The following is a 7,011-nucleotide window of genomic DNA, read 5'->3' as shown; positions in this document are numbered from 1 at the left end:
GTCTCGACCATCTCGACCATGAAGGTCGAGCGTCCGCGCGCAAGGTCGTCCGCCGCGCCCACCCGGCTGAAAAGCTGGCTGACAAGGCCGATATGCGCGCGCCGCGCCGGCACGAAGGATCCGGCCTGCGCAAGCACCGCGATCAGCGCGTTCTGGCGCAGGAAGGTCGATTTCCCGGCCATGTTGGGGCCGGTCAGCAGCCAGATCGCCGGCGTGCCGCCCGTGGTCAGGTCGCAGTCATTGGCAACGAAAGCCTCGCCCTTGCGCTTCAGCGCGCGCTCGACGACCGGATGGCGGCCGCCTTCGATCAGGAAGGCGCGGCTCGCATCGACCTGCGGGCGGCTCCAGCCCTCGCCCGTGGCAAGATCGGCGAATGCGGCGGTCAGGTCGATCTCGGCCAGCGCGCGCGCGGCTTGCCCGATCTGCGGCGCGCGGTCCAGCACGGCGGCGCAGAGGCGGGCAAACACCTCGCGCTCGATCTCCAGCGCGCGGTCGCGGGCGTTCAGGATGCGCGTCTCAAGCTCGCTCAGCTCGACCGTGGTGAAGCGGATCTGGTTCGCGGTGGTCTGGCGGTGGATGAAGCGCTGGTTCAGCGGCGCGGCCAGCATCCGCTCGGCATGGGTCGAGGTCGTCTCGATGAAATAGCCCAGCACGTTGTTGTGCTTGATCTTCAGGCTCTGGACCCCGGTTTCGGCGATGTAATCCGCCTGCATCCGGGCGATGACGCCGCGCCCCTCGTCGCGTAGACGGCGCGTTTCGTCCAGATCGCCGTCATGGCCCGGCGCGACGAAACCGCCATCACGGGCCAGCAAAGGCGGCTCGGCGACCAGGGCATCGCCGAGCATGTCGATGATTTCGTCATGCCCGGTCAGGTCGCGCGCCGCCTCGACCAGCACGGCGATTTCACCGTCGCCAAGCATGGCGGCGATTGCGGCGCCCTGCGTCAGCCCGGCCCGGATCGCGGCAAGGTCGCGGGGGCCGCCCCGCTCCAGCGCCAGCCGCGACAGGGCGCGGTCCATGTCCGGCGCGCGCGCGAGCGCGTCGCGCAGTTCCGCCGTCAGCCGCGGCTCGCCGACCAGATGCGCGACCGCGGCCTGCCGGGCATGGATCAGGTCCAGATCGCGTGAGGGCGCGCTGATCCGCCGCTCAAGCAGCCGCCCGCCCCCCGCCGTGACGCTGCGGTCGATTGCAGACAGCAGCGAGCCTTCGCGCCCGCCGGACAGCGCCTGCGTCAGTTCGAGGTTGCGCCGCGTCGCCGCGTCGATCTGCATCGCGCCACCCATCGCCTCGCGGATCGGCGGGCGCAAGAGCGGCATCCGGCCCTTCTGTGTCAGGTCGAGGTAATCGGCAATCGCGCCCATCGCCGCCAGTTCCGCGCGCGAGAAGCTGGCGAAACCCTCCAGCGTCTCGACCTGGAAGAGCGCGCAAAGCCGCCGGTTCGCCGCCGCGCTGTCGAAGCTGCCGGAAGGAAGCTCGGTCAGCGCCGCACCGGCCTCGGCCGCGACCTCGTCAAGGCGCGCACCTTCGGCGACCAGCAATTCACGCGGCGCGTGGCGGGCCAGTTCGGGCGCAAGGCGCGGCGCGGGGCAGGGCATGACCCGAAACTCTCCGGTCGAGATGTCGACCCAGGCCAGCGCGGATTCGTCGCGGACGGTGGCGAAGCTCGCCAGAAAATTGTGCCGCCGCGCCTCCAGCAGCGATTCCTCGGTCAGGGTGCCGGGGGTGACGAGGCGCACGACGTCGCGGGCGACGACCGATTTCGCGCCGCGCTTCTTCGCCTCGGCCGGATCCTCCATCTGCTCGGCGATGGCGACGCGGAAGCCCTTGCGGATCAGGGTCAGCAGATAGCTTTCCGCGGCATGGACCGGCACGCCGCACATCGGGATCGGCTCGCCCAGATGGGTGCCGCGCTTGGTCAGGGCAATGTCCAGCGCAGCCGAGGCGGCGATGGCGTCCTCGAAGAACATCTCGTAGAAATCGCCCATCCGATAGAACAGCAGCGCCCCCGGATTGGCTTCGCGGATCGCGAGATACTGGGCCATCATCGGGGTCGGTTGGTCGGTCATCATCTGCCTTGCGGTGTCGCGGTAAGTCCTTCTATTGGATGATGACGGCGATGCAAACATCGCGCGCCCGAGTATGTTGAATCTGCGGTGACAGTTAGCCTTGCTTGGTGCATCGTAGCGCAAAATATGTGGTTCGAGGGCCTGAATGAAAGCAGTGTTGGGGGCGGTGGCATTGTGCTGCAGCCTGACGGCGGCAGAAGCCGCCTGCCCGGATGTGTCGCTGATGCAGAATGCGGCGCGCGGCTGGATCGCCGGACAGCGCCTGCCCGATCCTCTGGTTCGGAACATGGACGATGCCCGCTGCGCCTATACCTCGTTCCGCGCCGTGCTGGAGGCCGAGCTTGGCGCGCCGGTGGGGGTGAAGGTCGCCTTCACCTCGCGCGATGTCCAGAAACGCTTCGATATCGAGGAGCCGGTCGCGGGCCTCCTCTTCTCGTCCATGCTGCTGGCGGATGGCGCGCGCGTCAGCCTCAAGGGCAGCCGCTCGCCCCTTTACGAGGCGGATCTGGTCGTCGTCGTCCGCGACAGCTCGATCATGCGGGCCCGCACGCGCGAGGAGGCGGCCGCCGCCCTCTCGGAGATCCGCCCCTTCATCGAGTTTCCCGACATCGCCCTTTCGCGCGGTTCTGTCCCGACCGGGCCGCTGATGGCGGCCTATGGCGTCACGCCATGGCGCGGGGTGATGGGCAAGGGCATCGCGCTTGCCGATCTGGAGGATCCGGTCGAGGCGCTGGAGGAGATGAACGTCTCGCTGCGGCTGAACGGGGACACCATCGCCGTCGCGCGGGGAGAGTTGCTGCTTGGCCATCCCCTCGACGTGGTGCTGTGGCTGGTCGAGCAGGGCGGCTATGAGCTGAAACCCGGCTCGATCATCTCGCTCGGCTCCTTCGCGAGCTTCGATGCACCCGCGCCGGGGCAGAGGATCGAGGTCGAATACAATCTGGCCGGGCAGACCATGCAGGCCCGCGCCACGATCATTCCCTGAGCGGGAAAAAATCCGGGCGGGATCGAAAAATTCGCTTTGAAGGGCAGGGGGTTGTGTCGCTAGACTGTCACGGGGCAGCGCTAGGTGGCAGGGTGGCCGCCGATTGCGGCTCGGGTCCGAACGGAGTTTGCGACATGACGTATCAATCCACTGCGGCGGGGATTGCCGCCCTGATCGCCCTGGTTTCTTCCGGGGCCGCCACGGCTCAGGATCTGGCGGCGCTGGAAACCGCCGCCAAGGCGGAAGGCATGCTGACGACGATCGCCCTGCCGCATGACTGGTGCGGCTATGGCGCGGTGATCGACGGCTTCAAGAAGAAATACCCCGAGATCCAGGTGAACGAGCTGAACCCCGACGCGGGCTCGGCCGATGAGCTTGAGGCGATCCGCGCCAACAAGGACAACAAGGGACCGCAGGCCCCCGACGTGATCGACGTCGGCCTGTCCTTCGGCCCGCAGGCCAAGGCCGAGGGGCTGATCCAGCCCTACAAGGTCGCGACCTGGGACACGATCCCCGAGGATGCCAAGGATGCCGAAGGCTATTGGTATGGCGATTATTACGGGGTGATGGCCTTTGGCGTGAACACCGATCTGGTGGATGCGGCGCCGAAAAGCTGGAAAGACCTGACCAAGCCCGAATATGCCAATGCCTTCGCGCTGGCCGGCGATCCGCGCGCCTCGGCGCAGGCGATCATCTCGGTTCTGGCCGCGGGCATCGCCAATGGCGGCGAGGCGGGCGAGGCTTCGGGGCAGAAGGGCCTCGAACTGATGGCCGAGGTAAACAAGGCCGGGAACTTCGTCCCGGTGATCGGCAAGTCGGCGACCATCGCGCAGGGCGCGACGCCGATCGTCACCGCATGGGATTACAACCTCCTCTCGTGGCGCGACGGCCTGAACGGCAACCCGCCGGTCGAGGTCATCATCCCCGAGGATGGCGTCGTCGCCGGCGTCTATGTGCAGGCGATCTCGGCCTTTGCGCCGCATCCGAACGCCGCGAAACTGTGGATGGAATATCTCTATTCGGACGAGGGGCAGCTTGGCTGGCTCAAGGGCTATTGCCACCCGATCCGCTTCAACGATCTGGTGAAGAACGGCAAGGTGCCGCAGGAATTGCTGGACGCGCTGCCCGAGGCATCGGCTTATGAAAAGGCGATCTTCCCGACGCTGGAACAGCAGGAGGCCAACAAGAAGGTCGTGACCGAGGGTTGGGACAGCGTCGTCGGCGCCGCGGTCAAGGAATGACGTGATGGCCCCGCCCTTTGCAGGCGGGGCCGCCATAACGATGGGGCGGTGATGAACAGGTTTGGCTGGAACTGGCTGGGCGTCCTGCCCTTTTTCGCATTCGCCCTGCTGTTTCTGGTGCTGCCGACGATGAATATCGTGATCGGCGCCTTCCAGAACCCGGCCGGAGAGTTCACGCTGGCGAACCTCGCCGGGCTGTCCTCGCCCCGGATCGTCGAGAGCTTCGTGATCTCGATCCAGATCTCGCTGGCTTCGGCGGCGCTGGGTTGCCTGATCGGCTTTGCCATGGCGGCGGCGGTGGTGATGGGCGGCATCCCGGCATGGGTCCGAGGGCCGCTGATGACCTTTTCGGGCGTCGCCTCGAACTTCGCGGGCGTGCCGCTGGCCTTCGCCTTCATCGCGACGCTGGGCCGGGTCGGGCTGGTCACGATGCTGCTGCGACAATGGTTCGGCATCAACATCTATGCGATGGGCTTCAACCTGCTCAGCTTCTGGGGGCTGACGCTGACCTATCTGTTCTTCCAGATCCCCTTGATGATCCTGATCATCACCCCCGCGCTGGAGGGGCTGAAGCGCGAATGGCGCGAGGCGGCCGAGGTTCTGGGCGCCTCGACCGGCCAGTACTGGCGCATGGTGGCGCTGCCCATCCTGTTCCCGTCCCTTCTGGGCACCTTCGCGCTGCTCTTCGCCAACAGCTTCGGGGCCGTCGCCACCGCCTATGCGTTGACCGGCTCCTCGCTTTCGATCGTACCGATCATGCTGTTCGCGCAGATCCGGGGCGATGTGCTGCAGGATCCGCATCTGGGCTATGCCATGGCCTTCGGGATGATCGTCGTCACAGGCCTTGCGAACCTCGCCTATGTGATCATGCGCAGCCGCGCCGAGAGGTGGATGCGATGAGACATGTCTGGTCCTGGGGCGCGATCATCCTCGGCAGCCTCTATTTCCTGCTGCCGCTGATCGGGACGGTCGAATTCTCGCTGAGGATGCGGCGCGGGGAATATTCGCTCGACGCCTATCGCTCGGTGCTGGCCGATCCGAATTTTCACGCGACCTTCGGCTATTCCGTCGCGATGGCGCTGCTGACCATCCTGCTGGGGGTGCTGATCGTGGTGCCGACCGCCTATTGGGTGCGGCTGCGCCTGCCGCGCCTGAGACCGGTGATCGAGTTCATCACCCTGCTGCCGCTGGTCATCCCGGCCATCGTCGTGGTGTTCGGCTATATCCGGCTTTTCAACACCTCGTCATGGCTGCCGCTGACCGGCACGGCGCATGGCACGAACCTGCTGCTGCTCTGCGGTTACGCCACGCTGGCGCTGCCCTATATGTATCGCGCCGTCGATACCGGGCTTTCGACGCTGGACGTGCGCACGCTGACCGAGGCCGCGCAATCGTTGGGCGCGGGCTGGACGCGGATCATCGGCCAGCTTGTCCTGCCCAATGTGCTGGGCGCGGTGATGTCGGGGGCGTTTCTCAGCTTTGCCATCGTCATTGGCGAGTTCACCATGGCCGCGCTGCTGAACCGCCCGGCCTTCGGGCCCTATATGCAGCTTCTGGGCGCGAACCGCGCCTATGAGCCTGCCGCGCTTGCCGTCATCGCCTTTGCGGCGACATGGGGCTGCATGGGGCTGATGCAACTGATCTCGCGCGTCTTCGGCGCCGGAAGGAGCGCGAAATGACTTTCCTCGTCCTCGACCACCTGCAGAAATCCTTCGGCAGCACCAGGGTGGTCCATGATTTCGACCTGCATGTCGAGAAGGGCGAGTTCGTGTCCTTCCTCGGGCCGTCGGGCTGCGGCAAGACCACCGTGCTGCGCATGGTCGCGGGCTTCGAGGCGCCGAGCGTGGGGCGCATCCTGATCGACGGGCAGGACGTGACCCGGCTCAGGCCAAACCAACGCCAGATCGGCATGGTGTTTCAGGCCTATGCGTTGTTTCCGAACCTGACCGTGGCCGAGAATGTGGGCTTCGGCCTCAAGGTCGCGGGCGTGGCAAAGGTCGACCGCGCCGGCCGGGTGGCCGAGATGCTGGACCTGATCGGGCTGCCCGACCTTGGCGCGCGTTTCCCCTGGCAGCTTTCGGGCGGCCAGCAGCAGCGGGTGGCGCTGGCCCGCGCGCTGGCCCCGCGTCCGCGCGTGCTGCTGCTGGACGAGCCGCTTTCGGCGCTGGACGCCAAGATCCGGGTCAGCCTGCGCAACCAGATCCGCGCGATCCAGCAGCAGCTTGGCATCACCACCATCTTCGTGACCCATGATCAGGAGGAGGCGCTGTCGATCTCGGACCGGATCGTCGTCATGCATCGCGGCGTCGCCGACCAGACCGGCACCCCGCGTGAGATCTATAACCACCCCGCCACCGATTTCGTCGCCGGTTTCGTCGGCACGCTGAACCGCTTCGAGGCCGAGGTGCTGGACCGGATCACCGGTCGTGTCCGGGTCGCCGGGACCGAGTTTTCGCTGAACCGACCGCTCGACGGCGGTGCGATCACGCTGGCGGCGCGCCCCGAGGGGCTGGCGCTGGCCGATGAGGGGATCCCGGCGGAGGTCACGGGAGTCGAGTTTCTGGGCTCCGTCCAGCGGGTCAGGGCAACGGTTGCCGGGCGCGAGGTGGTTCTGGACCGCTTCAACGCGCCTTCTGCGGCCCTGCCCGAACCGGGAGAGATCGTGCATTTCTCGGCCGACCGCTCGACCTGGCTGGTGCTGGCGCACGGCGATTGAGGC

General features: G+C 66.8%; 6 protein-coding genes. 5 read left to right on the top strand and 1 reads right to left on the bottom strand.

Annotated features, from left to right (window positions below):
- Positions 1-2,069 (bottom strand): DNA mismatch repair protein MutS (gene mutS / locus VNQ78_RS01650; RefSeq protein WP_414694033.1); only part of this gene is annotated, 2,069 nt, incomplete at its 3' end.
- A 142-nt stretch (positions 2,070-2,211) separates the two neighbouring features.
- On the opposite strand from mutS, the gene VNQ78_RS01645 reads away from it, so the two are divergent.
- From VNQ78_RS01645 to VNQ78_RS01625, 5 genes are all read left to right on the top strand, one after another.
- Positions 2,212-3,051, top strand: coding sequence for a fumarylacetoacetate hydrolase family protein (locus VNQ78_RS01645; protein WP_325685903.1), 840 nt, complete (start codon positions 2,212-2,214; stop codon positions 3,049-3,051).
- Between the two features lie 134 nt (positions 3,052-3,185).
- The gene (locus VNQ78_RS01640) at positions 3,186-4,292 is read left to right on the top strand and encodes an ABC transporter substrate-binding protein (protein WP_325685901.1); all 1,107 of its coding nucleotides are present in this window, start codon (positions 3,186-3,188) and stop codon (positions 4,290-4,292) included.
- A 51-nt stretch (positions 4,293-4,343) separates the two neighbouring features.
- A complete protein-coding gene (locus VNQ78_RS01635; RefSeq protein ID WP_325685899.1) occupies positions 4,344-5,192 on the top strand; it encodes an ABC transporter permease subunit in 849 nt (282 codons plus the stop codon).
- Positions 5,189-5,971: an ABC transporter permease gene (locus VNQ78_RS01630; RefSeq protein WP_325685898.1), complete on the top strand. Its 783-nt coding sequence runs from the start codon at positions 5,189-5,191 to the stop codon at positions 5,969-5,971. Before VNQ78_RS01635 ends, VNQ78_RS01630 begins: the two co-directional genes overlap by 4 nt.
- Positions 5,968-7,008: an ABC transporter ATP-binding protein gene (locus VNQ78_RS01625; RefSeq protein WP_325685896.1), complete on the top strand. Its 1,041-nt coding sequence runs from the start codon at positions 5,968-5,970 to the stop codon at positions 7,006-7,008. The genes VNQ78_RS01630 and VNQ78_RS01625 overlap by 4 nt, the downstream gene beginning before the upstream one ends.
- The last annotated feature ends 3 nt before the right edge of the window (positions 7,009-7,011 follow it).

This window comes from Paracoccus sp. (in: a-proteobacteria) (genome assembly GCF_035556475.1).
Lineage (GTDB): Bacteria > Pseudomonadota > Alphaproteobacteria > Rhodobacterales > Rhodobacteraceae > Paracoccus.
The sequence above is the reverse complement of the archived record's forward strand: the minus strand, read 5'-3'. Positions and strand labels throughout refer to the sequence as shown.

What these genes read in the sequence shown, in the direction of transcription:
- VNQ78_RS01625 (WP_325685896.1), top strand. Translation starts at nt 5,968, where the DNA reads ATGACTTTCCTCGTCCTCGACCACCTGCAGAAATCCTTCGGCAGCACC.
- VNQ78_RS01645 (WP_325685903.1), top strand. Translation starts at nt 2,212, where the DNA reads ATGAAAGCAGTGTTGGGGGCGGTGGCATTGTGCTGCAGCCTGACGGCG.
- VNQ78_RS01640 (WP_325685901.1), top strand. Translation starts at nt 3,186, where the DNA reads ATGACGTATCAATCCACTGCGGCGGGGATTGCCGCCCTGATCGCCCTG.
- VNQ78_RS01635 (WP_325685899.1), top strand. Translation starts at nt 4,344, where the DNA reads ATGAACAGGTTTGGCTGGAACTGGCTGGGCGTCCTGCCCTTTTTCGCA.
- VNQ78_RS01630 (WP_325685898.1), top strand. Translation starts at nt 5,189, where the DNA reads ATGAGACATGTCTGGTCCTGGGGCGCGATCATCCTCGGCAGCCTCTAT.